23 protein-coding genes and 1 pseudogene are annotated in these 26,631 nt (G+C 37.2%); 9 read left to right on the top strand and 15 right to left on the bottom strand.

The features are described 5' to 3' along the window. Positions 1 to 160: 160 nt before the first annotated feature. The 10 genes and pseudogenes from CA730_RS16440 to CA730_RS26100 form a co-directional block, all read right to left on the bottom strand. Positions 161 to 907, bottom strand: coding sequence for a retron system putative HNH endonuclease (locus CA730_RS16440; RefSeq protein ID WP_096668907.1), 747 nt, complete (start codon positions 905 to 907; stop codon positions 161 to 163). Then, positions 904 to 2,217 (bottom strand): AAA family ATPase, encoded by a 1,314-nt coding sequence (locus CA730_RS16435; RefSeq protein WP_096668905.1) that lies wholly within the window; start codon positions 2,215 to 2,217, stop codon positions 904 to 906. Before CA730_RS16435 ends, CA730_RS16440 begins: the two co-directional genes overlap by 4 nt. 25 nt (positions 2,218 to 2,242) lie before the next feature. Then, positions 2,243 to 2,470 (bottom strand): hypothetical protein, encoded by a 228-nt coding sequence (locus tag CA730_RS16430; protein WP_096668903.1) that lies wholly within the window; start codon positions 2,468 to 2,470, stop codon positions 2,243 to 2,245. 56 nt (positions 2,471 to 2,526) lie between these two features. Further along, complete coding sequence (locus tag CA730_RS16425) at positions 2,527 to 3,336, bottom strand: pentapeptide repeat-containing protein (protein ID WP_027402828.1); 810 nt, start codon at positions 3,334 to 3,336, stop codon at positions 2,527 to 2,529. A 142-nt stretch (positions 3,337 to 3,478) separates the two neighbouring features. Next, entirely contained in the window at positions 3,479 to 4,120 is a 642-nt protein-coding gene (locus CA730_RS16420) for a microcompartments protein (RefSeq protein ID WP_015080173.1), read from the bottom strand. Positions 4,121 to 4,262: 142 nt separating this feature from the next. Then, positions 4,263 to 4,421 carry a thioredoxin family protein gene (locus tag CA730_RS16415; protein ID WP_096668901.1) on the bottom strand — a complete coding sequence of 53 codons (159 nt, stop codon included), beginning with the start codon at positions 4,419 to 4,421 and terminating at the stop codon, positions 4,263 to 4,265. Between the two features lie 3 nt (positions 4,422 to 4,424). Then, a complete protein-coding gene (locus tag CA730_RS26105) occupies positions 4,425 to 4,625 on the bottom strand; it encodes a MerR family DNA-binding protein (RefSeq protein ID WP_269076475.1) in 201 nt (66 codons plus the stop codon). A gap of 70 nt (positions 4,626 to 4,695) precedes the next feature. Then, positions 4,696 to 4,851 (bottom strand): annotated as a pseudogene (locus CA730_RS25720) (SulP family inorganic anion transporter); the annotation flags it as partial. Positions 4,852 to 5,503: 652 nt separating this feature from the next. Next, positions 5,504 to 6,682, bottom strand: coding sequence for an acyltransferase family protein (locus CA730_RS16400; protein ID WP_096668897.1), 1,179 nt, complete (start codon positions 6,680 to 6,682; stop codon positions 5,504 to 5,506). 393 nt (positions 6,683 to 7,075) lie between these two features. Next, positions 7,076 to 7,207: a hypothetical protein gene (locus CA730_RS26100; RefSeq protein WP_269076474.1), complete on the bottom strand. Its 132-nt coding sequence runs from the start codon at positions 7,205 to 7,207 to the stop codon at positions 7,076 to 7,078. A 415-nt stretch (positions 7,208 to 7,622) separates the two neighbouring features. Here CA730_RS26100 and CA730_RS16395 point away from each other — a divergent pair, with 415 nt between their 5' ends. Then, the gene (locus CA730_RS16395; RefSeq protein ID WP_096668895.1) at positions 7,623 to 9,341 is read left to right on the top strand and encodes a diflavin flavoprotein; all 1,719 of its coding nucleotides are present in this window, start codon (positions 7,623 to 7,625) and stop codon (positions 9,339 to 9,341) included. A gap of 203 nt (positions 9,342 to 9,544) precedes the next feature. Continuing rightward, on the top strand, positions 9,545 to 11,257 hold the full coding sequence (locus tag CA730_RS16390; RefSeq protein WP_096671586.1) for a diflavin flavoprotein: 1,713 nt from the start codon (positions 9,545 to 9,547) through the stop codon (positions 11,255 to 11,257). A gap of 247 nt (positions 11,258 to 11,504) precedes the next feature. Here CA730_RS16390 and CA730_RS16385 read toward each other — a convergent pair whose 3' ends face one another. From CA730_RS16385 to ubiE, 3 genes are all read right to left on the bottom strand, one after another. Beyond that, the gene (locus CA730_RS16385; RefSeq protein ID WP_096668893.1) at positions 11,505 to 12,464 is read right to left on the bottom strand and encodes a DUF1186 domain-containing protein; all 960 of its coding nucleotides are present in this window, start codon (positions 12,462 to 12,464) and stop codon (positions 11,505 to 11,507) included. A gap of 183 nt (positions 12,465 to 12,647) precedes the next feature. Continuing rightward, positions 12,648 to 13,886, bottom strand: coding sequence for a DUF445 domain-containing protein (locus CA730_RS16380; RefSeq protein ID WP_096668890.1), 1,239 nt, complete (start codon positions 13,884 to 13,886; stop codon positions 12,648 to 12,650). A 142-nt stretch (positions 13,887 to 14,028) separates the two neighbouring features. After that, positions 14,029 to 14,718: a bifunctional demethylmenaquinone methyltransferase/2-methoxy-6-polyprenyl-1,4-benzoquinol methylase UbiE gene (ubiE, locus tag CA730_RS16375; protein ID WP_096668888.1), complete on the bottom strand. Its 690-nt coding sequence runs from the start codon at positions 14,716 to 14,718 to the stop codon at positions 14,029 to 14,031. A 348-nt stretch (positions 14,719 to 15,066) separates the two neighbouring features. Between ubiE and CA730_RS16370 the strand changes: the two genes are divergently transcribed. From CA730_RS16370 to CA730_RS16360, 3 genes are all read left to right on the top strand, one after another. After that, positions 15,067 to 16,143 (top strand): RuBisCO accumulation factor 1, encoded by a 1,077-nt coding sequence (locus tag CA730_RS16370; RefSeq protein WP_096668886.1) that lies wholly within the window; start codon positions 15,067 to 15,069, stop codon positions 16,141 to 16,143. Between the two features lie 253 nt (positions 16,144 to 16,396). Further along, complete coding sequence (locus CA730_RS16365; protein WP_096668884.1) at positions 16,397 to 17,407, top strand: serine/threonine protein kinase; 1,011 nt, start codon at positions 16,397 to 16,399, stop codon at positions 17,405 to 17,407. A gap of 60 nt (positions 17,408 to 17,467) precedes the next feature. Next, positions 17,468 to 18,805 carry a serine/threonine protein kinase gene (locus CA730_RS16360; RefSeq protein WP_096668883.1) on the top strand — a complete coding sequence of 446 codons (1,338 nt, stop codon included), beginning with the start codon at positions 17,468 to 17,470 and terminating at the stop codon, positions 18,803 to 18,805. Between the two features lie 310 nt (positions 18,806 to 19,115). On the opposite strand, the gene CA730_RS16355 is transcribed toward CA730_RS16360, so the two are convergent. Next, the gene (locus tag CA730_RS16355) at positions 19,116 to 19,859 is read right to left on the bottom strand and encodes a Uma2 family endonuclease (protein WP_096668881.1); all 744 of its coding nucleotides are present in this window, start codon (positions 19,857 to 19,859) and stop codon (positions 19,116 to 19,118) included. A 148-nt stretch (positions 19,860 to 20,007) separates the two neighbouring features. Here CA730_RS16355 and CA730_RS16350 point away from each other — a divergent pair, with 148 nt between their 5' ends. Further along, positions 20,008 to 22,287 carry an ATP-dependent helicase gene (locus CA730_RS16350; protein ID WP_096668879.1) on the top strand — a complete coding sequence of 760 codons (2,280 nt, stop codon included), beginning with the start codon at positions 20,008 to 20,010 and terminating at the stop codon, positions 22,285 to 22,287. Between the two features lie 160 nt (positions 22,288 to 22,447). Here the strand turns inward: CA730_RS16350 and CA730_RS16345 are convergent, their stop codons facing one another. Further along, positions 22,448 to 23,041 (bottom strand): thylakoid membrane photosystem I accumulation factor, encoded by a 594-nt coding sequence (locus CA730_RS16345; RefSeq protein WP_039205242.1) that lies wholly within the window; start codon positions 23,039 to 23,041, stop codon positions 22,448 to 22,450. 500 nt (positions 23,042 to 23,541) lie between these two features. Between CA730_RS16345 and CA730_RS16340 the strand changes: the two genes are divergently transcribed. The 3 genes from CA730_RS16340 to CA730_RS16330 all read left to right on the top strand — a co-directional run bounded on the left by CA730_RS16340 (position 23,542) and on the right by CA730_RS16330 (position 26,459). Next, the gene (locus CA730_RS16340) at positions 23,542 to 24,885 is read left to right on the top strand and encodes a Mur ligase family protein (protein WP_096668877.1); all 1,344 of its coding nucleotides are present in this window, start codon (positions 23,542 to 23,544) and stop codon (positions 24,883 to 24,885) included. A 43-nt stretch (positions 24,886 to 24,928) separates the two neighbouring features. After that, the gene (locus CA730_RS16335) at positions 24,929 to 25,201 is read left to right on the top strand and encodes a hypothetical protein (protein WP_096668875.1); all 273 of its coding nucleotides are present in this window, start codon (positions 24,929 to 24,931) and stop codon (positions 25,199 to 25,201) included. Between the two features lie 271 nt (positions 25,202 to 25,472). Beyond that, the gene (locus CA730_RS16330) at positions 25,473 to 26,459 is read left to right on the top strand and encodes a metal ABC transporter solute-binding protein, Zn/Mn family (protein WP_096668873.1); all 987 of its coding nucleotides are present in this window, start codon (positions 25,473 to 25,475) and stop codon (positions 26,457 to 26,459) included. The last annotated feature ends 172 nt before the right edge of the window (positions 26,460 to 26,631 follow it).

Genomic DNA, 26,631 nt, shown 5'->3' with positions numbered 1-26,631 from the left:
AAGTTAATTTTAGATTAATTACAAACTAAAATCTATTTCTTTAGATAGATGAAAGGGCAGATTTTATTTTGTTTAATCAAATGTTGCTCAATTAACATATTTTTGACATCTCGTTGCAGGAGTCAGATCCCCGACTTCTCTAAGAAGTCGGGGATCTTATTTATTGTTCTGAATAAGAAATATTAATCAGATGTCGTTCTGCACCTGCACCTAAAACCCAGCGAAGAGTTGTGAAAAACCGAGGCCAATTGTCTGTACCATTACCAAAATATTCGGCTGCAATTTTCTCTTCTAAATCATTTATATCAATTGTCTCATCATCAAGTTCTTTTTCTATTTCGTCAATTACAGCTAATCGTAGATTCTTTAATCTTTGAACATTAAGTTCCAGGGTATCAATAGTAAATTGAACATTTTCTATAGGAATACCAGAATCTTCACAAGCTTTTTTATCAGGTCTAATTTCACCATCTTTACTACTGAATTTAAATAGACGTAATATTGGTAAATTGAGAGGATTTAATAATCTACCATCAGGTATAAAACCATCTTTTTTATGACCACAGCAACGGGAATATTTGAGTAATTTTGAATTTTGCTCATGATCATCTTCTACTCCACCTGGAGGACGACAGATACCTAACATATTTTGCCAATCTAGATCATGATTATTTTCTTTTGTTGATTCTCTACAGGGGATAAAATGCTCAACAGAGCGATTGTTTTCATGAATAGACATTTCACAATAAGCACAAAGTCCTTTTTGATCAGATGCTAAAGTTTTACGAATTGCATTTAAAGTTTCTTTATTCTTTTTTAAATCATTCCATCGTTTAAATTGAGAAGAAAATCGCTCTTTATAGTTTTTAAGTTCCTCTGGTTCTGGGGATTTCAGCACTTTTTTCACACCGCATTCCTCCGTTCCAGTTTGCGGATTTGCATATCTGCTCTAGTCATATCTGGATCATAAGATTCCCAGTGTTGTAATTCTTGTCTGAGGCGTTTTGCTTCTTCTAATTGACCATTATCAATTGCTTCAAAAAGTCGTGTCAGTGTTCTTGATTCGTCTGTGTCTGGTCTTAAATCACTCAATCCTAAAACATATCTGACAATATCTGAACTTTTCATCCCCTTGGTAGGTGATGGACATTCCTTGATTTGATAATCTTCTAATATCTTCACCTGATTTTGTTTAACTGTTGTCACAACTTCGGGACTGTGAGTAGTGGCGATAATTTGAGTGTTGGGAAATACCTTTTTTAAATCAGGAATAATCTTTTGTTGCCACGTTGGATGTAAATGCAAATCTAACTCATCAATCATCAAAATGGCTTCTGCTGCTAATGGGTTTTCCATGTCTGGGTTTGCTTGTGCTAAACGTCGCGCAAAATCCATTACCAACGCCAACATATTGCGATAACCTGCACTTAATTGACTTAGTAAAAGTTCTCTTTTCTCTCCTGTTTCCATTGTCCACTCAACCATTAATTTTGCAGATGTTGCACCTGAAAAATAAATGCGAGCATTGGGAGCAATAATGGTAGAAATAGCATTTCTTATTTGCTTTAAATCAGGAAGTTCAAAGTTAATATCTCTCCGCTTTTTTACCTCTCTTAGTTCTTGTAACTCGCGCACAAAAAACCAGTTAGCTAAATCTGTAAAATCAGATGTTGCATCAAGGATGTTATTTAAAGCATCAAATCTATTGAAGTATTTATTTGAAATATCTTCAATATCATCAATATTATTTAAGTGGCGATCACCTCTATAATAAGCTATAATGGAAAGGTCTGATTTTTTGTTATCTAATTGATTTAAAAATTTACTTTCCAGTTCGGCTAAAAGCTTTGTTAAACCTTTGAATGATAGAGATAAAGGCAACTTATTATTAGCAATCATTTCTTCATAAACACTTGTCCAATCTGAAAAACCAGTAGCAGATACAGTGAATTCTGGTGGATTTATTTTTCTATTATCTTCTTGATTGGCTGATACCTCTCGTCGTTCTAAAACAAGTGATTTACCTTCTATCTCTTCTGTGGCTAAAAGCCTCTGAATCTTAATAATATAGGGAATCATTGCAATAGCAATACCATCCAATAATGCACTTTTACCTGATCCATTATTACCAACAAAAATATTGATATCGGGATCTAAATTAACTTCCAAATGCTCGAAGCAGCGGAAGTTTTTGATAATAACTTTTTGAATGTGCATTGATTTATTTTTCTTGATAAAATTACTAATCTTCGTCTAAAGCTACAGGTTCAGTAGGATCATCATAACGGATCACTTTGCCACGTAAAGGATAAAGATTGGTATTTTGTGTTTCTAGAGATTTAATTTGATGTTGTGCGGTTTGAGGTTGTAAAATAATCACTTCCACAACATCACCAGCATGGAAAGGTAAACCTTTTAACACTAAAGTTCCATCTTCAGTTAAGGACGTTTCGATTTTATGAGCATTCATATTATCAACTTGGTGTGTTACAGTTGATTTTATTTTAACATATTACCTCGTTACCATTAATTGCATTTCTTTGGTGTTAATAATTCTAACTTATTCTCTAAAATCGTCCCTTTTAGATTTGCTCCCTGAAAATTTGCACCGCGAATATTTGCACCTTTTAAATTTGCTCCTGCTAAATTCGCACCTTTCAAATTTGCCCAACTTAAATCAGCTTCCGTTAAATTAGCTTCACTCAAATTAGCTTTCGATAAAAATGCGTTTCCTAAATGAGCTTTTGTTAAATTAGCCTTATGTAGGTTGGCTTGATAAAGTTGAGCAGTCATTAATTCTGCTTCATATAAATTTGCTTCACTCAAGTTGGCAGTAATTAAATTAACTGCCATCAAAGTTGCAAAACTTAAATTACTGCGAATAAGTTGGGCTGCGGCTAAATCAGCATTTTTTAGATTAGCATTTTGGAAATCTGTACCAATTAAATTAGCATCTGTAATCATAGTATTTTCCAGATTTGCACCACTGAAATCAGCACCAATAAAGTTGCCAAAACTTAAATTAGCCTGGCTTAAAATTGCCCCACTCAAATTAGCAATACTCAAATTAGCTTGACTCAAGTTAGCTTCTATTAACTTGGCTTGATAAAAAATAGCATTACTGAGATTAGCATGACTAAAATTAGTTCGTACTAATAAAGCATGAGCTAAATTGACTTTATTCAAATTTACCCCTTGGAGATTTGCTCCTCGGAGGTTTTCTCCTAGTAAATTTGCACCGCTAAGATCAATGTCAACTTGGGGATTTTTGTTTCTCCATTCTATCCAAGTAACTGCTCCTGAACGTAATACATTGAGATGTTGTTGATTTGCCATTTTTTGCTCCTTTAGGACTTATGCAAGTTTCACACTTAATATTTCTTGTAGGGTGCGTCAGACTTGATTATGGGGTAAGAATAAACAGATTTTTAACATCTGACGCACCCTACTAATATGTTAGTTGCGTCAATCTTGTTCCTTATTCGTTACGCTTACCTTGGGGATTTTCCCTTCCAGGTGAGTTTTCAATTGCGGCTAAAGCGCCCGCTGCTCCTGCTAAAATATCCTGTTCTGAGCCACCTAAATAAAGTCTGCCAAAACTACCGACAGCTTGAACTTCGAGGATGTTAATTTGCGCTGCTTTTTCTGCTTCATTAGCTGCTAGTGCTGCATAAGCGGCTGGTTCAACTTCCAATACATAGAGGGTTTGTCCTGCTAGTAGCAGTTGTCCTCGACGGGTACGGTTAATAAGTTGGGTTTGGTAAGCGTCAATATTGCGGATAATTTGGCTAGAAACTACACGAGGTTTGAGACATTCCTCTTTTTTTACGCCTAAAAATGCCAAAATCGCATCTCCAGCGGCTCGTGTTTCCCCTTGAGAGCCAGAATGCACTTCTAATAGTCCGTATAGCCGTTCTACTACTTGTACTCCAGGACGAACGGAAGCGGATTTCAGGGCTACGTCGGTAATCTTGTTGATTTCGATACCAGGGGAAATTTCAATCCATAGGGATGTATCCCCCGGTAATGGTAAGAAACCCTGGGCTACTGTTCCCATGTATGCGGCGTGTTGAGGTTGCAGATTGTCTAGAAATACGAAACTGCGTAGTTCTATACCCAAAGTCTTAATTCTCCAGTCATGAGGGTAAACATTTTGGATTGAGATTGATTTAGATCCCCGACTTCTTTGAGAAGTCCGGGATCTGCAATATATGAGTTTACCGTTAAAGTGGACTGATTTGATAATTAGTGATTATTAATTCCTAAAGCCTTTTCATCACACCCCGTTGAGCGATTGCAATTGGATCTGTAATCTGTCTGACTTCAGCATCTAGTTTAAGAGTAGTAATTGCCTCTTGCACATTGGCTTCTAGTTGATGACATTTCTTGCAACCTGTACCGAGAATTTCAACTTTCAACATGATTTATTCCACCTTTTCTAAAATGACACATTCATGATTGGGATCGGCATCTTCAGATTTCTGAAGTTGTCGAATGTTATCTTCTATTTCCTGCAATTTTTTGGATAATCGTTCGTGCATTGCTTGGCAAGTTAGAGACTGCCCCTCCTTGAGTGTCAAAATATTTTTGATGGATGACCAGCGAAATGTCCCGATTGATACCATAATCATGACAGCAACTAAGGCGGCCATGGGCATTTGCTTCACCCAATCTTGTAAAAATAAAATGGCAATTAATAAATGAGGCATACAGCCCAACTTTGGGATCTACTCTGGCAATAATTGAAAAAGCGATCGCTTCGGGAATCAAAGCTAGTCCTACCACAGCACCCGCCATAATGTCTCGCTGGGTGTTAAAAAACCATTCCCGCTTCAAAATTGTTCCGTTCAAGTTTCCTCCTCACGTTTTCATGAAAATAAAATTTTCAGTGCATCATTTGTACTCAAAGTATCCCACTTGTCTATATAATTCCGTCATTAATAATTCGTAATTCTTTGCGGTTACAGAATTACCTACACGGAAATATTTAGCTATTTTCAAACACAAATAGTAGTAAATAGCAAAATTAAAAAAGCAGATTACACAAGCTTTTTTAAATTTTTAATTATTAATTTTTAATTGATTTATCTTGGCAGCAAATTTAGACAAGGTTAATCACCTAAAGCCATATTTAGAAACTTGATGCGCTTACCTCTACCCTGAGAGTTGTCACTAAATCTTCAAGGTGGACAGTTTCTTTGTGTATTAATGGTTAAAAGCTTTTCTGGTCTTAACATCTCACTAGTACCGCAAGGCGTTCGTCAAAAGTCAAAAGCAATATTGGGCAAGCTTTTTGGCGATTAAGAATAGTTGATTTATTTACGCCGTGCTGTGCTAGGGTTTGATTATTAATTTTTACAATATCATGGAAATGTTAATCTCGGCAAAGAAAATATAAAAATATGGGGCGACTAGAAGTCGCTACTACACAAACAAAGTCCACCTGGGTGGACTAAGGCAAACAATCAGGTATTTTTAAACCAAGTATTAATTGAGGCTTTTGTTAAATCACGGCATCTTTGATTTTTCGCTTTTTCAAAAAATTGGACATAAATGGCCGCTCAAAGTATAAGTAAAACCAGTAAGCGATAATGAGTGACATTACTGTACCTAGTAAATAACATCCGGCTGCAAACATATCTGGTGAGATTGGCAGGTAAAACAGGCAGTAACGCACCAAAACTAAGACTGGTCCATGAGTGAGATAGAGACTATAGGAAAATGTCCCCAGGGCGATCGCTAAAGGATGTTGTAATATCTGTAAGATTAAAGATGGTTTTTTGTCTTCTATTATTGACTTGGTTAAGGAAATAAATAGACAGGCAAATGCCAGACCAGCAAAAGTTTGATTAATCCATATATGCAGTCCTATCCGTCGCCATTCAGTGATGACAGCAATACAGGTAAAGATAATGGATAACCAACCCCAAGGTAAAGAATTTCTGAGGGCTACTAACTTGGGTTTTTGGGAAAATCCAATATCTGCTGCTGCCATTCCTAAACAGAATATACATAAAAACCAAGGATTTGCTGATTCAAGTAATCCATTCAACAAATATATAGGAGTTAAACCAATTAAAAAGGTAATAATCACAACCCCAAATAATCCCAACTGTCGCCATATAGGTAATAAAAATAGCGGAAATAAAAAGTATATTTGCCATTCTGTGGCGACAGTCCACATGGGTGGGTTAATAGTTAGATATGAGTTACTGTCAAGATTATGAACTAGGAGTAGTTTAAGCAATACATCCATAAAAGAAAATCTGGGAGAAAATGCTCCTAGTCCTGCTTCTGCATTCCATTGAAAATCGGTAAATTTTTCTAAACCCAAGATAATTGTTGTTAATAGTAAACAGATCAACAGTGTTATATAGTAGGGTGGTAAAATTCGCCGCGATCGCTTCTTAATATAATTCATGAAACTTCCTGATAACTGACCATTTTCAGAACGCGCTACTGGCAGCATCAAAACATAACCAGAAAGAACAATGAAAATGACAACACTAAATGCACCATATTTCATGGTTTCTCCAAATAATGACCACATTATAGGCAATTGCCCTTCAATTGATGGTTCAATATGTACGAGGACAATATATAAAGACGCTAATCCCCTCAATCCGTCTAAATAAGGAAGATGAAGTCTCTTTTCGGCAGATTTTTCGATCATTTGAGTCATGCAACTAATCTCCTATTATCTTAAATAGAGGTTATTTAATTGTTATAAATTGCTATACAAAAGATGCTGTATTGATTTGCCAGCAAACTCTGCAATACGCTGTATGTACTTGTTTGAAAATTAGAGTGAATACTTTTTTTATATTTGGAACTCATAAATACTGAAGCTAAAGGCTTTGATGCAACATCAAATTTCTAACTATTGCTGTGTATAAGTTAATAATTTGATAAGAGATTATCATTCAGTAATTTAGTTACCAAATATCAAAGTATTTATTTCACTTCAATGACATCTATTACGCTATGTCAAAATAGGTGTGAAATTTTCTCACTACTATTAAGATGTAATTGTTGAATCATTCATTAAATTTCCCAGCAAGTACAACACCGCCAATTAGGGTGGAGTGTCTCCAACTTCCGCCATCACATTGAAGTTAACCATCGGAGCAAACAAATAAATACTTCCCCGATTACTATAACGGCTTCCTTGCAGCCAATTTTTAGAATCTGCCGCTGTTGTAATCATAGTATGCCAATAAAATTTACTTATGCACTCTTCGTATAAAACGCCTTCATGGTGACATAAATAATGTCCTTTTATCATATTAAATGAAAGTTATAAAATACATATCAAGTAATAGTAAAGTTTAAACATAAATTATGAAGATTTAAAAGTAAACACAAAACCAAAGTTTTAATTTATACTCATAAGCTTCTGCCCCTCTGCCTCTTAACTCCTGCCTTTTTGTAATTAATATTCAGAATGCTGATCAATTCAATTCTTGCTGATAGCTAATGGCTGAATGGTTACGTAAAAACTGTATCTGTGATCACAACTTTAATTTTCCGAAATATACTTTTCATTACAGCTTTAAAAAAAAATAATAGCGACAATGGGGGGCAGAAGAAATGATTGTTTATTTATTTGCTCTTGTGAAATAATGGTAGCTATCTCAGAGAACGTTCAGAACCGATTAACTATACAAACTGTAGAAATTGCCCCTAACACTACTGCGATTCGTTCTCTAGACTGGGATCGGGATCGTTTTGATATTGAATTTGGTTTACAAAATGGTACAACCTATAATTCATATTTAATTAGAGGTGAACAAACAGTTTTAATTGATACTTCTCACCAGAAGTTTCGTGAACTTTATTTAGAAACTCTTAAGGGTTTAGTTAATCCTAAGACTATTGATTATATCATTGTTAGCCATACTGAACCTGATCATAGTGGCTTAGTCGAAGATATTTTACAGTTAGCACCAAGAGCGACTGTTTTAGCTTCTAAAGTGGCTTTGCAATTTTTGGAAGGTTTGGTACATGAACCTTTTTCTAAGCGAATTGTCAAAAGTGGCGATCGCATCAAAATTGGTCAAGGTCATGAAATGGAATTTGTCAGTGCGCCGAATTTACACTGGCCAGATACTATTTTTAGCTTTGATCGCAAAACCCAAGTTCTCTACACTTGTGATGCCTTTGGAATGCACTACTGTGATGATCGCACTTTCGACGAAGATTTAGAAGCAATTGAAGCTGATTTTCGCTTTTATTATGATTGCTTAATGGGTCCAAATGCTCGTTCTTTGCTGAATGCAATGAAGAGAATGGGTGAACTTGGTGAAATTAAAATTATTGCCAATGGACACGGACCTTTACTACATCATAACCTCGATGTTCTCACTGAATATTATCATAATTGGAGTCAAAAACAAGCAAAAACAGAAACTACTGTGGGTTTGTTTTATGTCTCTGGTTATGGATATAGCGATCGCATAGCACACGCCATTGGCGATGGTTTGCAAAAAGCTGGTGTTGGTGTGGAAGTATTGGATTTAAACACCGCAGAAAGTCAAGAAATTCAAGAATTAGCCGGTCGCGCATCTGGTTTAATTGTGGGGATGCCTTCTACTAGTGCAATTAAAGCACAAGCCGCAATTAGTTCTTTATTAGCAGTTGCTAAAAATAAGCAAGTTGTGGGTTTATTTGAGTCCTATGGTGGCGATGATGAACCCATTGATACTCTCAGACGCAAATTTATTGATTTAGGTATTAAGGAAGCTTTTCCCGCTATTCGTATTAAAGAAACTCCCACAGATTCCACCTATAAACAATTTACAGAAGCCGGCAATGGTTTGGGACAATTGTTAGTCCGGGAACGCAATATTAAACAAATCAAATCTCTCGACGTGAACATGGAAAAAGCGTTGGGAAGAATTAGTAATGGTTTGTATATTGTCACTGCCAAAAAAGGCGATATTAGCGGCGCAATGATCGCTTCTTGGGTAACACAAGCCAGTTTACAGCCTTTAGGTTTTACCATTGCTGTAGCTAAAGATCGCGCTTTAGATAGTTTATTGCACGTAGGAGATCGCTTTGTTCTTAATGTTCTTGAAGAAGGAAACTATCAAGACCTGAAAAAGCATTTTCTCAAACGTTTAAATCCCGGTGTTGATAGATTTGCAGACGTAAAAACCCAAAGAGCTAAAAACGGTTCACCCATTTTGACTGACGCACTCGCATACATGGAATGTGAAGTTGTTAATAGTATGGAATGTAGTGATCACTGGATTTTATACTGCACAGTTGAAGATGGAAAAGTTTCCAAACCTGATGGAATTACCGCAGTTCGTCATCGCAAAGTAGGAAATTACTATTAATAGGTAATAGGTAATAGGTAATTGGTGATTACCCTCTTCTCTACCTGTTCCCTGTTCCCTGTTCCCTGTTCCCTGTTCCCTATTACCTAATTATTAACTAACCATCTTTCATAATAACTATGACACTTCCAGATTCATTTTCTAACGCTGTTGAATCGGCTAAAAATTGGGTTTCTCAAGTTTTTTCGACCCAGCAAGTATCCATGAGCGATTCTAGACCAAGGGACGTACAAATACTACCAATTGCTACCAACACAAAAGTAATGCGATCGCGTAGTAAGTCCCGGTTGCGGTTTGAAATTGAATATGCTCTAGAACGGGGAACTACTTCCAATAGCTATTTAATAGAAGCCGATAAAACTGCATTAACAGACGCTCCAGCAGAAGGATTTACAGAAATTTATCTGGAAGCATTACAAAAAACTATCAATGTCCAAAAGTTGGATTATGTAATTTTGGGACATTTTAACCCCAATCGTATTCCTACTTTAAAAGCAATTTTAGCGATCGCACCCCAAATTACCTTTGTTTGTTCTCTTCCTGCTGCTAATAATTTACGCGCTGCTTTCACCGACCAAGATATCAAAGTTCTCGTCATGCGGGGGAAAGAAACCCTCGATTTAGGTAAAGGTCATGTCTTGAAATTCTTACCTACACCTAGTCCCCGCTGGCCTGAAGCACTTTGTACCTATGACCAACAAACCCAAATTCTTTTTACAGATAAGCTATTTGGCGCTCATATCTGCGGTGAAGAAGTATTTGATGATCATTGGGAAACTTTCAAAGAAGACCAACGTTATTACTTTAATTGCCTGATGGCTCCTCATGCAACTCATGTGGAATCAGCTTTGGAGAAAATCTCCGATTTACAGGTAAGAATGTATGCTGTCGGTCATGGACCCCTGGTACGCACCAGTTTAATCGAACTAACCAAATCTTACGCTGAGTGGAGTCGCGCTCAAAAAGATCGAGAAATATCCGTAGCACTTCTCTATGCTTCCGCTTATGGTAACACTGCGACCTTAGCACAAGCAATGGCGTTAGGATTAACCAAAGGTGGTGTTGCGGTTAAATCTGTGAACTGTGAATTTGCGACCGCTGACGAAATCCGCACCAGCTTAGAACAAGCAGATGGTTTTATCATTGGTACTCCTACCATAGGTGGACACGCACCTACGCCTATTCATACCGCATTAGGGATTGTTCTTTCTACAGGTGATAATACCAAACCTGCGGGAGTATTTGGTTCTTACGGTTGGAGTGGTGAAGCTTTAGACTTGGTAGAATGCAAACTCCGAGACGCTGGCTATCGTTTCGGTTTTGATACCTTGAAAGTCAAATTTAAACCAGATGAAGTCACTCTCAAATATTGCGAAGAAGTCGGTACAGACTTTGCTCAAAGTTTGCGAAAAGCCAAGAAAGTGCGCGTTCCTCAACAAGCTGCAACCCCCACAGAACAAGCTGTAGGTAGGATTATTGGTTCTGTCTGTGTCATTGCTGCCAAACAGGGAGAATTTTCGACAGGCATGATGGGCGCTTGGGTATCTCAGGCTACTTTTAATCCACCGGGAATTACTGTAGCGATCGCCAAAGAGCGAGCAGTCGAATCACTATTATATCCTGGTGGTAAATTTGTCTTGAATATCCTTCCTGAAGGTGTTCATGTGGAATACATGAAACATTTCCGCAAAAGTTTTAAACCTGGAGAAGATAGATTTGCTAACTTTCCCACAGCGGAAGCCGATAATGGTTGTACCATTTTAACAGAAGCTTGTGCATATCTAGAATGTTTGGTACAACAGCGCCTAGAATGCGGTGATCATTGGGTAATTTATGCAACTGTTGACAACGGTAAATTACTCAAGCCGGATGCTATGACTGCTATTAACCACCGGAAAACAGGTTCATACTATTAAAGGATATATTATATTATAGCCCCATCCTCTAAGAATAAATGGCGTTGCTGATTAAGGGTATGAATTTCAGTCTCACGCAAAGGTAAGAGTTTTAAAGATTCAATTTGGGAATTTCATACCTCAATATGGCTTCGCCACGCAGGCTATCAGCAACGCCGAATAAATTATAGCCCCCTCCCCGCAAGCGAGGAGGGGGCTGGGGGTGGGGTTCTTGTATTTTAAATCTCCCAAATACTCCTTTGGGAAATTACTTTTTCTGAGAACGATTTTTCTTTCGAGACTCTTTCTGCATTTTTTTCTTTTTATTAGCTTTAGCTTTATCTTTATCTTTATCTTTATCTATATTTGTTCTTGAGAAACCATCAACTCTTTCCAAAGCAATGGGGGAAACATAGTTTTTATTTGATGACTTAAAGTTTTTTAATAGCGACGACATATCCCTTTTATTATCTGTATTAGCTCGAAAACAAGCCCAACATTCCATTTCTGATACAGTATCATCAATCCAAGAATAACGTTGCTTCTTTTGCAGTTTAGCTAAGGCAGCTTCTACACCCATTTCAATAGCATCATGTACATTCTTTTGACTTATAAACCACCTATCAATTACATCCTGTTCATAAAGTTTGTCAATATGATGCTTTAATTCAATAGGACAAATATCCGTACTATTAACTACTAAATGAGTCCAAACAAAGGAATCAGCAGGTTCATTTGCAAATTTAGTTGAAAAAAGTTCATCATAATATTGAATAACCTGCTCTCTAGGAAGAATTCCTTGAACAACGAGAACAACTAATGATTGTAGAGCAGCATCTCTAACATATTCATTAGCTTCTTGATTTTCTATTAGTTGCTTAATTGGCTCAATATTTCCATGACAAACACAAGCCAGAATTCTTGGTAAATCTTCAGTGACTACATCTCCAGTGAAATCTAGTGTGATATCCCCCGGAATTGAAAAAAAGTCAATAATTAGCGGATAAGCTTTAGCTTCTCTAAATTGTGCTAATAAATATAAAGCATAAAGATGCAAGATATATGCTTCTTCCTCAAGTAATTCCTCTAGATTGTTTTTGCATTCTTCCAAGGTTGCTAACAACAAAGGAGTAATAGCTTCCTGTTCTGCAATAGCTCTCTCCACAGCTAGACGAGGAAATACTCCAGTATTGTTTTCTAGTTCCGATAAAATTTCTTCTAACTGCATATCAAATATTGGGTTGACTAAAAAAAGGCCGTGCTTATGATCCCGCGAGAAGCATCGAGTACATAGTATACCATTTTTGCTTGATTTATTATAAATGAAATAATGTAGCTATAGTTACCCCTTCAAGATAGAAAACACGGAATAACGTATTATTAGTAGAAATTACCAATCACCAATCACCAATTACATAGATTGACTCAAAAATAAAAATCCTACTTGTAAAAAACCAACAACAAAACCTAAAATACCACCCAAAGTGACAATTGCTTGTAATTCATTTCTGACAATTCCCTCAATTGCATCTTCTAACTCAGCGGGGGAAGTAGCTTTGACTCGTTCTACAATTACTTGATCTATAGATAAAACAGGAATTGCTTGAGCAACAATCACCTCTAAATCTTTTTCTAGATACTTTTCTAAAATTAATGCCAAATCCCGCGCCACAACTTCTAAAGAAGTGTTAACAACGGCTGAACTACTTAAGCGATTTAGTAAAACAATAGAAATCCTTTCCCAATCAGCCGATTCTGTTAATTCTTTGAGCAAATCACCACCACTATTTTGCAGATATTGACGCACACTATCTCGAATCGTTTTTCGCAGTTGACGCACTGTACCAACGGGGAGATTTTGTAAAGATAAATTTTGTAACAATTCCTTAATGCGATCGCGCATTTTTAAATCTTTGATTAATTCTTGCAATCGCTTGTTAGTTGCTTCTTTCTCATCTAAGCAAAATGTCCGTAATCGAGTTAAAGTATTTTTCAACCCAAACAAATTTGCCACTACCCAATAAGTACCACTGGTTTTTTCTCGAAAGCTTTCATCAATAGTTTGAATTGTCCGATCTGTTAAAAAATCAATAATAACTTGTCGTAATCTATCTGAAGGTAAAACCACCTCTAGCAACCAATCAGCTAACCGGATAGATTGTTCATCACTGAGTTGAAATTCTAGTAATACTTTGTCAAATATTTGGTTAACTTGGGTTTCTAAAAATGTTTCTTTTCTCGCCAAAACCTTCAAGAGACGCGGTAAAGATTCACCTAATAAATCCCGTAAAATACCAGCTAAAATTTTAGTGCTACGAGGGTTTTTATCACCTTTAACTTGATCAACTACCAGACGTAATAACCAGAGAATTCCACCTTGTAATCGTTCAGGTTGTAGGAGTTTCCGCGCCAGATTTTGCATTTCTTCTGGAGTCAGTAGCGATTTCATAATCGCATTAGCAATATTCTGTCCTAACCGTTCCTGATTACTAGGAATTAAACCAGGAGTAAACGGTACTTTTCGTCCAAAAATATAAACGGCTTTATAGGGACGAAATAACATTTTTATGGCTATGTCGTTGGTATAATAGCCAATTAATCCACCCAGAATGGGGGGAGAGATATATAATAGAATTCTAGACAAATCCACAGGCTTTTGGATTAGGTAATGGGTAATTTGTAATTCGTAATTCGTAATTCGTAATTTGTAATGGATTAGATCAGGGATATTAAAGAAAACATTTATTTTGTTTCTTATATCCTAATTTCAATCACCAATCACCAATTACCAATCACCTAATTACTACTAATACTCCCATCATACCGTTAGCAATGGGGTAATGTGTGGCATTTATAAAACCGGCTTCAAGAGCTAACTCTATTTGCTCCTTCCCAGTGGGAAATCGGTCTAAACTAGGGCTAATATAAGCATATTCGTCTTTTAAGCCTAGATTAGTAGCTATGGGAACTACCAGATTATCCAAGTACCACTGTTGCACAGCGCGGTACTGTTGATTGTCGGGACGATGAAAGTCTAAAATTGCGGCTTTCGCACCTGGTTTGAGAACACGGTGTATTTCTTTGAGACTACCGGGAATATCTTTAACATTTCTTAATCCATACCCCATCGTGGCTGTGTCAAAATAATTATTATCAAAAGGTAAATTTAATACATCTGCTTCTATCCAATTAATAGGAGGTTGGGGATAGTAATTTTTGCAGCGTTCTTGAGCAGTATTTAGTAAGTTAGCAGAAAAATCTACTCCATAAACTTTGCCTATTTTCCCTACATGACGTGCTAACCGAAAAGTTAAATCCCCACTACCGCAACACAAATCTAAGCCAGTATCACCAGGTTTAGCTGCGCTCCATTTGACTGTCATTTCTTTCCAAATGCGGTGTTGTCCCAAGCTTAATTGATCGTTAAGTTGGTCATAAACGGGAGCAATACGATTAAATATAGCGCGGACTTCGTTACTCATTTGTTGAGGGAATAGGGAACATTAAGTTTTTTGGCACTTTCAGGGGTTAGGCGTTGACGGCGAACTTGGTTAGATTCAAAATTGGGTTTATCCATAAATATATCCGTGTTAGCTGCTATTTTGTTATATTTTCTATCTGTATGATGTTAAGAATAGCGCTGAAAACTCAAATGAGATGCAAATTTCTTTGATACACTAATTCTACAACTATATATCTCACTTATTTTTTCTGACTATTTTCATGAGTAATAAGTCAAAATACACATAAGAGAAGAAGATAGTTTTCTAGCTTTACATTTCTTCACGCTCATCAGACAGTATTAACTTTTTAAGACGCATCCTTTAATTATGACCGAAATACAGCCCAATTTGCCAAATCCTGACGAAGAAACAGCCACAGAATTATTAGTTAAGCTGAGACAAAAACAGGGGACTTGGGTAGAATGGGGACAGGCGATCGCCTACCTGCAAAAAAATGGTTACAATCCCCAAGACATCTTTGAAGCCACTGGATTTGAACCAATTCAACAAAATCAGGTAATTGTTGGCTCTCAGGTTTATAATTCTATGGAAAAATGTGGCTCATCATCGGCAACATTGGCATATTATAGCACCAAGAGTAGTGATGTCTTATATGAATTGCGTGGATTAACCCAAGAAGACCGAGCCACGACTGCGGATTTGACATATCAATACAAACTTGATGCCGATGTAGTCAGGGATATAGCCAAAGCAGTGAAAGACTATTCTTGGTTTCCTACTTTACCCGAAGGTTTTAGTAAACATCCAGGAGATGCGATCGCCTATCAATCCTGGAAATATGCTAAACAAAAATCTGACTTATCCGAGCGATCGCGCTTAATTGCCAAGGGCTTACGCTTTGCTCATTCCGAAACAGCCAGAAAACAACTAGAACAACTGTTAATGGATTTTAGCGTTACGGCTAAAGTAGCACCGCCGATTTTACCATTTTATCGTCTAGAAATTGATGAAGATTTACCCCGGATTTTACCAGTTGTAGGTGAATTACCATTAACATCACAGGAATTAAAAGCTGTACCATTTATTACCGAAATTCAACCATTTCGGATTGTTAAATTTGCCGGAGAACAAGCTTGGGTAGCCTTACCGGGCTGGAAAGTGCTACTAAATGCAGAAGATCCTGTAGTTGTCATTGGTAATAGCGATATTTTCCCCAACCCCCATCAAAACAAAGTTGAACCGATCATGATCGTCATAGATCGCGCTCAACGAGAATGGGATATTTCCAATTACTTTGTGTTTGAAAACGGCGATAGTATTGACTTTCAATGGTTTGAAACCGCACCAGCAATTCCCCTGTTAGGAAAAATGATTGTCTTAGTCCGTCCCAAGAAAGTCCTTGATGAAGAATATACCAAGGATGCTTGGCAGATTGACGAATAATGTAGTTAGCTTTCCCGACAGAAGCCCCCCGCTCACTCTTAGGAGCGGGGGATGAATGGGGCGTGAGTTGACTACAGTTCCCTGACTAATGTGCGTAGCTCGTTCGTGTAGCGTCTCGTAGAGAGAGAAGGGAACAGGTCGGAAACCAACACTCTCTTATTAAAAAGTTTTAGCTTTATTCAGCAAGCCCTATATAGAGACTACACAAGCTTTTTGTGCGAAAATTAATCCAAGTAATTGGGGAGTTGCAAAAATGGCTTGGGTAGCAGGTGATCAGTTGCAAGGTGGAAAATACACCGTTGAGAAAGAATTAAGAAGGGGACGCTTCGGGATTACTTATTTGGTTAAAAATAAAAATAGCGATCGCCAAATTATCAAAACCTTAGATATTAATTTACTCACATCCCTGAATCAATCAGATCGGGAACGGCTAGAAACGATGTTTTTGCAAGAAGCAGTCAAACTTACGCGCTGTCAGCATCAACATATTGTTAAATTTTCCGAACCTTTTAAAGAAGCAGAGTCTTCCTGTTTGGTAATGGAATATGTGGCCGGATTAAACTTAGCTGAACGTGACCAACTACAACTTCCTGAACAAGAAGCATTAGTTTACATTCGGCAAATTGGGGAAGCTTTGACAGTTGTACATGACAATAACTTGATTCATGGAGATGTGCAACCAGAAAATATTATTTTGCGTGGGGGAAAACCTGAAGCTGTACTCATTGATTTTGATTTGGCTCTAGATTTTGACCATGAATTAACCACGCGACGAGCCGAAGAAAATGCCCCTGGATTTACATCTCCTGAGCTTTATGTTAAAGGCACTAAACCAACTCAAGCCAGTGATATTTATTCTTTGGCTGCAACTCTTTATGTGCTTTTGACTGGAAAAATTCCTGTAGATGCTCTCAAACGTAAACTGGATAATATTCATTTACAAGAACCAAAAGAAATTAATCCCAAAATTAGCGATCGCATTAACCAAGAAATTTTAACAGGGATGAAACTAAATCCCCAAGAGCGATCGCAATCAGTAAAAAAATGGCTTGACTCTTTAGGTGGAACTGAAAAAAAACCAAAGCCTATACTTGATTGGAGTTGGGATAAAAACATCCAGTTCTGGACATTGGTTATAGCTGGAATTGCTGCTATTGGGACATTACTCTCAGGTATAGTTGGCTGGATTCCTATTTTTAAACCATCTCCACCTACCAGTACACCATCACAATCTCCCAGTCCTACGGCTACCAATAAACCGTAGAATCATGTAAACTTTTCTCAGGTGGTGGGATGAAAATAAATATTTAAATCAGAGGTATTCATGACCTGGGGAATAGGACAGGAATTGCAGGGTGGTAAATATGTAATTGAGCAGATTCTCGGACAAGGAGGATTTGGCATTACTTACAAGGCATTACAGGTGAACCTCAATCGGCCAGTTGTCATCAAGACACCTAATGAATATCTGAACCATGATCCAGAGTATGACAAGTATATAGAAAGATTTATTGCAGAAGGGCGGACACTAGCACGTTTATCTCAAGAGCCTCACCCTCATATCGTGGGCGTAATTGAACTATTTCAGGAAGGTAACACCCATTGTCTAGTCATGGAGTTTGTACCGGGGGAAAATTTGTTTCAGGCTGTCAAGCGTAGGGGAGCATTACCAGCAGCAGAGATTGTAACTTATATTCGCCAAATAGGGCAAGCTCTAATGGTAGTGCATCAAGCAGGTTTAGTACACAGAGATGCCCACCCTGGAAACATTATGCTGCGAAGTAATGGTAAGGCTGTTTTAATTGATTTTGGTATTGCTAAACAAATAATTCCTGCAACTCAAAGTTCGACGGATAAGGCAGCTAATGATGGATTTGCCCCTTATGAACAAAGATATAAAGGAAGTAGAGATCCAAGGGTAGATGTTTACTGTCTCGCTGCTAGTTTTTATTTTGGGGTAACTGGTAAAAAGCCCACAAATTCTTTAGCTCGTAAACTTGATAATGAGCCGCTAATTCCACCGCAAAAGATTATTTCTAGTATCAGTGATGGATTAAATAGAGCAATTCTCTATGGTATGGCTTTGGAGGCAAAAGACCGTCCTCATTCTATGCAGTCATGGCTAGAAATATTAAGCTACAAGTTTAATACAGAGGCAAAAAATCCAACAGTAACATTTCCACCTCCAGTTGAGGATATTTACAAAAAAGAAGTTGTTTATCCTGAACCTACGATAGAGAAAGAAACTATTAGCGATAAACCAGCTAGAAAAGTTCCTTGGGTTTCATTGACTATATTATTATTGCTTTATTCCCTAATGGGCTACATCCTAACTGCCGTTAATGCTCCGTTTTCGCTTTCGGCTGTAGTTGTAGCTTGGGCTATGACTATGGCTGTGGATGTGGCTGTGGCTGTAGTTGTAACTTGGGTTATGGCTGTAGTTGTAGTTGTGGCTGTGGTTGTGACTGGGACTTTCGGTGTGGTTTGGGCTGGGGCTTTGGCTGGGGCTGGGAATTGGGTTGTGGCTGGGGCTGTAGTTATGGTTATGGATAAATTAGGAAAATCCTTTAGCAAGTTTCATACTTTTCTAATTTTGGCTGGCACTTCCAATATCGGCTTAGGTTTAGGATGGATAGTACACCAACTTTTGAAGCCGGTTTGATAGATAGTAAATAGACATTTGGAGGTAAAGATTGTAGAGACCTTCCATATAATATAAAATCACTACGCATATTTAACTTCTAACTTCAGGACTTACGCAAAATATTCCTCAAATCCTCATTTCTCCGTGTTCTCCCTGCCTCTGTGGTTCGTTATCGGGCGTTGCTGAATCAAGGTATGAAAATAAAAATCTAATAATCTGAAGTATTGGCCATGTAATAGTTTAGCGATCGCTAATAAATAAAAATCATACCCGAAATCAGCAACGCCCGTTATCGTTATTCCGTGACTCGTAAATCCTAAATTTAATATTACGCTTCCGGTTCAATTCCCAAAGCCCGTAATTGTGCAGTCAACCGATTTGCTCTTTGTGTTTCCTGTTCGGCTCTTTCTTCACCGGTTAACAACAAATTACCTTGCAAATCCCACCACCGCAACCAGGGTAATTCTGCATTCTGATATTCTCCTTGCCATAAACCTAACTCCACACCCATAGTTGTAATTGAATAATGTCCCCTTTCATTTGCTGACAATAACTGATATTTTCCACCAATTAATTCATAAACTTCTATACTGGCTTTATTAACTTCATAAATGCCGTAAAAAGGAGTACGAACTACCTGCTCATAAATCCAAAATTTACCTTTCCACGGAGTTTTATCTCGTTCTTCTGCACCATTCCCCGAAACAAATTCTAAAACAATTGATGGAGCAATAAATTCTTGCCAAAGGACATAGGAGCGTCGGGTTTTACCATTTAAGGTAGGTGGTACACTGGGAACATAGAACCAGTCTGGTGCTTCTGCACCTTTCTCAGGTGGTTCAGTAATACGCCAATAAATGCCTAAATCTTGTCCAATAAAATATTGACTATCAGGATAAAGTTTTTGTAATACTGGTTTGATAGAATCAGTTAGTAGAATACTTTGGGGATGTTCTTGCCAATTTTTCACAAATGTACCGTCCGACTCTGGTAGTTGGGTATGATCTGGAAGAGAGGTTTCTGGGTAAGGGCGTAAGTCTGGATCTTCCTGGACATCAGTTGTAAAAGTCATTATGTCCTCCTGCTGGTGTGAGGTTTATTTTAGTTTAGCAAAATTAGGAGGAGAAGCGATCGCCCAGCGCTCCGTATGATGTAATGAACCTACTCCTCTAATTGAGGATATTAACTTAAATCAAATTACACAGCTTGTATAAAAACTAATGACTAATGACCAATCACCACTGACTAAATTAACAGAGAATATCGCCACCATTCGCGCCCAGCTTCGCCCAGGACAAACACAAATGGCGGATTGGAGAGGGGGAGCATTGGCTGTGTCTGCTGTGCCTGGGGCGGGCAAATCTACGGGGATGGCGGCAGCAGCAGCGATCGCCATTGCTTGTCAATATGAGGATTATTTAAATACTGGTAATCAGGATTATAAACAGTTAATTGTTGTTACTTTTACCCGTTCTGCCACTGCTAATATTAAACTTAAAATTCGGGAAAACTTAAAAAAATTATCTTTACCACAAACAGGATTTGCAGTTTATACTTTGCATGGTTTAGCTTTAATTATTGCTAGTCGTCATCCTCATTTATCGGGTTTACAATTAGAAAATGCGACTTTAATCACACCAAATCAAAGTCATAAATTCATTCGCACAGCAGTAGAACAATGGATTGCTAATTATCCAGAAATTTATCTACGCTTACTTGCAGGAAAGCAATTTGATGGAGAAGAAACCGAAAAACTCCGTCGTCAATCGGCGCTGCGAACGGAAATATTACCAGATTTAGCTTATACGGTGATTCATGAAGCCAAAAGTTCGGGAATATCGCCAGCAGATTTATTAAAGTGGAGTGAACAAACTCATAATAAATATGACATTTTAAGAATAGCCGCTGGATTATATGAACAATATCAAAAAATCATGCAGTTACAAGACTTTATTGATTACGATGATATGATATTAGGGGCTTTAAAAGTTTTGCGAAATCCTAGCACCTGCCGCATTGAACAAAATAAAGTTTTTGCTGTTTTTGAAGACGAAGCTCAAGATTCTAGTCCTTTACAAACAGATTTATTAGAAATACTCGCTAGTCAAGAATATGCAGATAAATTAGATAAATCAGCTTTGAATTTAATCAGAGTTGGTGATCCTAATCAAGCCATTAATTCTACATTTACACCTGCTGACCCGATTTATTTTCGGGAATTTTGCGAAGATTGTCAAATTCAAGATAGACTAGCCCAAATGGATCAAGCTGGGCGCAGTACGCAAATAATTATTGATGCAGCTAACTTTGCTTTAGAATGGGTTAATAATCAAGATTTTGCCAAAACTCAACATAGACAAGCACCATTTAGAAATCAGAAAATTCAACCAGTCAATCAAGAAAATGGCAATCCTCAACCTGTGGGACAGGGTTTAGAACTTCATACCCCTAGAGATATTCATCATACAGTTGAATTACTTTCCCAAAGAGTAATTGAGTTATTTACCGAAAATCCCCAAGCTTGTGCAGCGATATTAGTGAGAGAAAATCGCCAAGGACGATGGTTAGCTGCGGCTTTAGAACCAATATGTAAAGAACATAAAATAAAACTTTATGATGTAGGAGAAAAAGAACGCCGTTCTCATGTTCCTCAAGAAATTCTATCATTATTGCAGTTTTGCGATCGCCCCCATTCCCCCGATTATCTCAAAGCTACCTTAGAAGTCCTTGTAGAACGACAATTAATTCCTACCCAAGATATTAACACTCTAGCTAGTTTACCTGAAGAATTTCTATATCCGGGTCCTTTAGCCACACCCCAAACAGAAATAGTCCAAAAAGCCGCTCATCTTTGTCGGAGTTTACTTAGGGCTTATTTAGAATTACCATTTTATCAAATAATTTCTTTTTTGGCCTTAACCTTAAAATATGATCAAGCCGAATTAGCCACTGCGGATAAACTTGCAGAACGGGTAAATCAGCAAATTTTTGGGAATAGTTCTATGGGGGCAATGATCTCAACTTTAAGTGAAATTGTCAATTCCGAAAGATTTGAATCTGTAGAACCAGAAAATGTAGAAGCACAATATACCAAAGCCGGACAATTAACAATTATCACCATGCACAAAGCCAAAGGGCTAGACTGGGATTATGTATTTTTGCCTTTTCTCCATGAAAATTTAATTCCTGGACGCTTTTGGATTCCCCCCCAAGGACAGTTTTTAGGTGATTTTACTTTATCAGAAGTTGCCCGCGCCCAAATTCGTGCCGGACTTCACAAAAAACCCATACCGGATATTAACCAAGCCTGGGAAGAATCAAAATACCTGAAAATTGCTGAAGAATATCGTTTACTTTATGTTGCCATGACTAGAGCCAAAAGACTCTTATGGATGTCTGCGGCTCAAAAAGCACCTTTTACTTGGAGTAAACCGGAGAATTTACAAACATCAGCCCCTTGTCCAGTTTTTACAGCTTTAAAACGGCAATTTTCTCGGTGAAATAATGTATTTCTCCTTTCTTGTTCCTTTCTCGTTCCCATACTCTGTATGGGAATGAATTCAGAAGGCTCTGCCTTCCATAATAATAGAGGCAGAGCCTCTGTGACAGCATTCCCAGTCAGAGACTGGGAACGAGGTATGGGGTATGACTTAAGCTATTCTATTGGTCTTCTAACTGACTGCTGAATTCTCTTGGTGAACGTCGTTTTAACTCGACTGACTCAGTGCGGGGTAATAAGTCAAATATTTCTCTCAATTTGTCGTCTATTTCCTCAAAAGGTACTTGACCTTTTTTGTTCAAGATTACCTTACCTGACTGGTCAAAAACTACAACTTGAGGAACACTTCCTCCATAGTAATATCCCGCTTCTGTGGGTTGATAGGTATTGTCCGCTAAAAGAGTATCAACGCTGACAGGAATGATTTCTGTGGCGCGACCATAGAATGCTTGCATCTCGGAAACAACCGGCGCATATTTTTTGCAATCGCTACTGTCATCAGTGTAGAATGTCACTATTGCTGGTTTATGTTCTGCTAATGTCTGTGCTAGAGTTTCTTTGGGGGGAACGAGAGAACCATTACCAGCATAAATTACAAAAATATTGCCATCATATCGGTCATCTTTAATACCTGCTAATGCTGGCTGCATACTAATTACGAATAGGCAAACAAGCAGCAATAAGCATTTCGACACTAACCGTTTCCAATTAGTAATTATTTGAGTTTGTGAAAAAAGCCACTTTATGCTATTCATTAACAGAAACCTTGTCTTTGCTACTATTTTTTGTGAGTTTGTGCTGAACTGATGTTAACTGGTTTGGATAATAATCACACGCACGCACTATTTTTTAAGATAACCTTTACATGGTGTTTTCAGAGAAAAAATTATTTGTTAGTTAGGGCTTGCTGAAGAAAGCTAAAACCGTATTTTCGGCTTTGGAAATAACTTATTGAGTAGGGTGCGTCAGATAAAGGAAATCGGTTTTTTACTAACTTATCGGGTCTGACGCACCCTACAAGAGATAAAATACACATTGCATATTCAAGAAACTTTGTCAATGTGTAAGCCTTATGAGTTAAACTTATACCAGGTTAAGATGAAACTCTATAGAATCAGATTTCCAGAGTAATTGACCGCAGATAAACGCAAATAAAGACGGATGGATTTATGGATTTCATGATTCTGTGCAGCTTCACATAAAATTGGGATTACGGGTTAAAATTCTTTTGGCAATTATAGGTTATTTATAAATCATGACTCTGGGTAAGAAAATAAAGGTTATAGATAGACTCCGCTTGGGTTTTGCGGTATCAATGGCTAAAAGTGTGACGTTTTTGGTGCGGTCATTGCGTCTTGGTGCAGCTAGTGTTTTACCTGGTTCGATTGCGCGACGGATAGAACCTCGTATTTTGGAGTTATTGAGTCAGCAGGTTAAAAATGGGGTAATTCTCATTGCGGGGACGAATGGGAAAACTACTACGGCGTTACTGTTATGCACTATTTTAGAACGGAATGGTTTCCGTATTGCCCATAATTCTACGGGTGCAAATCTGGAAAATGGGTTAGCAACGGCTTTAATAGATAATGCTAGTCTGCTGGGAAATCTGAATGTAGATTATGCAATTTTGGAAGTTGATGAAAATATAGTTCCCAAGGTTTTAAAACCGCTAAAACCTCGAATTATTCTCTGTTTAAATCTGTTCCGTGACCAGTTGGATAGATATGGGGAAGTGGATAGTATTAGTAAGCGGTGGACTCAGGTAATTGCTACTTTACCAGAAACAACAGTAGTTATTCCCAATGCTGATGATCCGACTTTATCCTATTTGGGTCAACAGTTACCGCAAAAGGTGTTATTTTTTGGTTTAAATGAGCCTGAAAATTATTTAGAAGCTATTCCTCATGCTGTTGATTCTATTTATTGTCCTAGCTGTGGTCATGCTTTAGATTATCAAGGGGTTTATTTGTCCCATTTGGGAGATTTTACTTGTCCTAGTTGTGGTTTTACTAAAAGTCAACCTGCTTTATTAAGTCAGGAATGGCCACAAATGCTTGTGGGTTTATATAACAAATATAATACTTTGGCAGCAGCTACAGCAGCACAAGCATTAGGAGTTGATGAGGTGAATATTAGGGATGGAATTAATAATTTTCACGCTGCTTTTGGTCGTGCAGAAGATTTAGTGATTAATGGTAAACGGGTGCGGATTCTATTATCGAAAAACCCTGTGGGAACAAATGAAACTATCCGCGTCGTCACTCAAAGTACCGATAAAACGACTTTATTGGTGTTGAATGACAGGACTCCTGATGGTACTGATGTATCATGGATTTGGGATGTGGATACAGAAAAGTTGGTAGCACGGGGTGGAACGTTGATTGTCAGTGGCGATCGCGTGTATGATATGGCTTTACGTCTACGTTATAGTCAGGAATCTCTGGACAGTGACATCAATCTGATTGTAGAGTCAAATTTGCAGCAAGCGATCGCTACTGCTCTAGAGCATACACCAGCAAATGAAACTTTACACATTCTCCCCACCTATTCAGCCATGCTGGAAGTGCGAGAAGTATTGACTGGTAGGAAAATTCTCTGATAATTGACAACTAACAACTGCAATAACTGTTTATATGTGAATTATGAAAATAGTCAACCTGATTTTCCTGGCTTTTCCTCTGTTTTTCGCATCTCTGCTATTGGTAATTAACCCAGCACACGCTTCCCAATTCAAATCTACATCTGCTGTGCAAATGATTGTGGTGACATCTACTCAAGCCAATCTTGATATAGTTACACCGCAAATCAATAACATCACACATTCTGTAATCGAACAAACTGGTTGTAGTTGCACTAATTGTGTTCAAGCTAATTTACAAAAATTACAAGGTAAATTACCTACGGTGGGAATTTAAGAAATTAGAATAATCAATGTTTTAGGGACACAGTAAATCTGTGTCTTTATTAACTCAAGTTGCTAATTATCTCGTTGAGGCTGGTAATTGGTAATTGGTAGCAACTTACATGATTACTTTATATATAGCATGAGTCAGGAGTTAAGAGTCTCTTACTGTATGGCTTTTATTGTAGATTCTGTATCTCATTCAATTGCATACTGCTATAATTATTAAAATTAGAAGGTTCAAATTCTGGAGTTGTTAATATATTCATCAATTAAAATAAATCATGTTAGAAAAAAGACTATCTTCACATTTATTGAAAACTATCATTTTAGGCGTAATGGTGGGTTTATTTGGATGTGGAAATAAAACTATTAGTACACCATATAATACCACCAATAATAATATTAATAATAATTTGCCTTTTGTTGTAGCAACTAATAGCGTAATTTGCGATTTAACAAAACAAGTTGCTGGAGATACAATTAATCTGATTTGTTTAATTCCTCCTGGTATGAATCCTATAAATTATAAACCCATGCCAGAAGATAATCAAGCTATTAAAAATGCTAGTTTAGTGTTATATCATGGTTATAATTTTGAACCAGGTTTAATTAAAATTATTGAAGAGATTAAAAAGCCTAAATCAAAAATTGCCGTTGCTAAAACTATCGGTGTAAATTTAATTAAAATTAGAAAAAACGGTAAACAAATTGTTGAACCTCATGTTTGGCATAACCCAAATAATACTATCAAAATGGTGGAGATAATTAATAGTAGTTTAATTAAACTAGTACCAAAAAATAAGAATATCTATAATAAAAATACAAAAATAATCACCCAAGAAATCAATCAAATCAATAATTGGATTAAAGTAAGACTAGCTAGTATTCCCGATAAAAATCGAAAATTAATTACAACAAGTTCAGCAATGATTTATTATGTCAAAGCTTATGATATTCCCTATTCAGTCAATTTAGGTAATGTTAAAAATATGGGAAAATTGACAGATACAGAAGTCAGAAATTTGGCTAAGGATATTCAAAAAGCTAAAGTACCAACAATTTTTGCAGATACAAATACCAATTCCAATTTACTCGCACCCGTAGCGACAGCAGCGGAAGTAAAAGTTTCTCAAAAACCACTTTATATTGGCGGACTAGGTGAACTAGGAAGTGACGGAGAAACCTATCAAAAAATGATGACAACTAATACAAGAATCATTGTAGAAGGATTGGGAGGAACATATTTGAAGTTTCATGTGAGACAATAATTACTGATACTTGAAAATTGTTATCTACTCATCACCAAAACCTGATAAAATACCCAAATAATATATTTAAAACAAGTCGGTTAAAACCGACTTTAGCTGTTAGACAGGGAATTTATTCCTTGGCTAAATTTTATGTTGTAAAAGTCAGATACCCGACTTCTTTAAGAAGTCG

It is taken from the genome of Dolichospermum compactum NIES-806 (assembly GCF_002368115.1).
Taxonomy (GTDB): Bacteria; Cyanobacteriota; Cyanobacteriia; order Cyanobacteriales; family Nostocaceae; genus Dolichospermum; species Dolichospermum compactum.
The sequence above is the reverse complement of the archived record's forward strand: the minus strand, read 5'-3'. Positions and strand labels throughout refer to the sequence as shown.